The organism is Acetomicrobium sp. S15 = DSM 107314, assembly GCF_016125955.1.
GTDB lineage: Bacteria > Synergistota > Synergistia > Synergistales > Thermosynergistaceae > Thermosynergistes > Thermosynergistes pyruvativorans.
In genome coordinates, this window is record NZ_JADEVE010000175.1 from 1 (window position 1) to 382 (window position 382).

Sequence of the window (382 nt, forward strand, 5' to 3'; positions counted from 1 at the left end):
CGGGAAGGCCTGATTTTACGGTGGCGATCCGAGCGGGATTCGGCCCCACGCCAGCTTGCCATCCGTTGCCCATGATGACTTCTCCGACGGCGTCCGGTGCCACTCCAGCGCGCCTAACCGCCTCAGCTATCGCTATAGCGGCTCCCGAACGGATTCAGCTTTTTCCTGACGTTCCTACATTTAAAGAGATGGGTTATGACGCAGTTTATAGGCAGTTTAGGGCCGTATCCGGTGCGCCTCAAATGCCGGATTATTGCCGCTTGGTCGAGGGCATCGTGAAGCAGCTCGTGACTGTAAGCGATGCCGTGAGCGTTACAGAAGAGCGCGATAGCGGCACAGTGAGGGTCAAGGTCAGCGTTGACCCTCAAGATTTGGGGCGCGT

The 382-nt window shown here is 57.9% G+C and carries 1 protein-coding gene; it reads right to left on the reverse strand.

The genetic code is table 11. The annotated features are described in order from the left end of the window. Nucleotides 1-103: hypothetical protein (locus EZM41_RS13565; RefSeq protein ID WP_342449236.1), on the reverse strand; the 103-nt coding region annotated here is incomplete at its 3' end. Nucleotides 104-382: the final 279 nt, after the last annotated feature.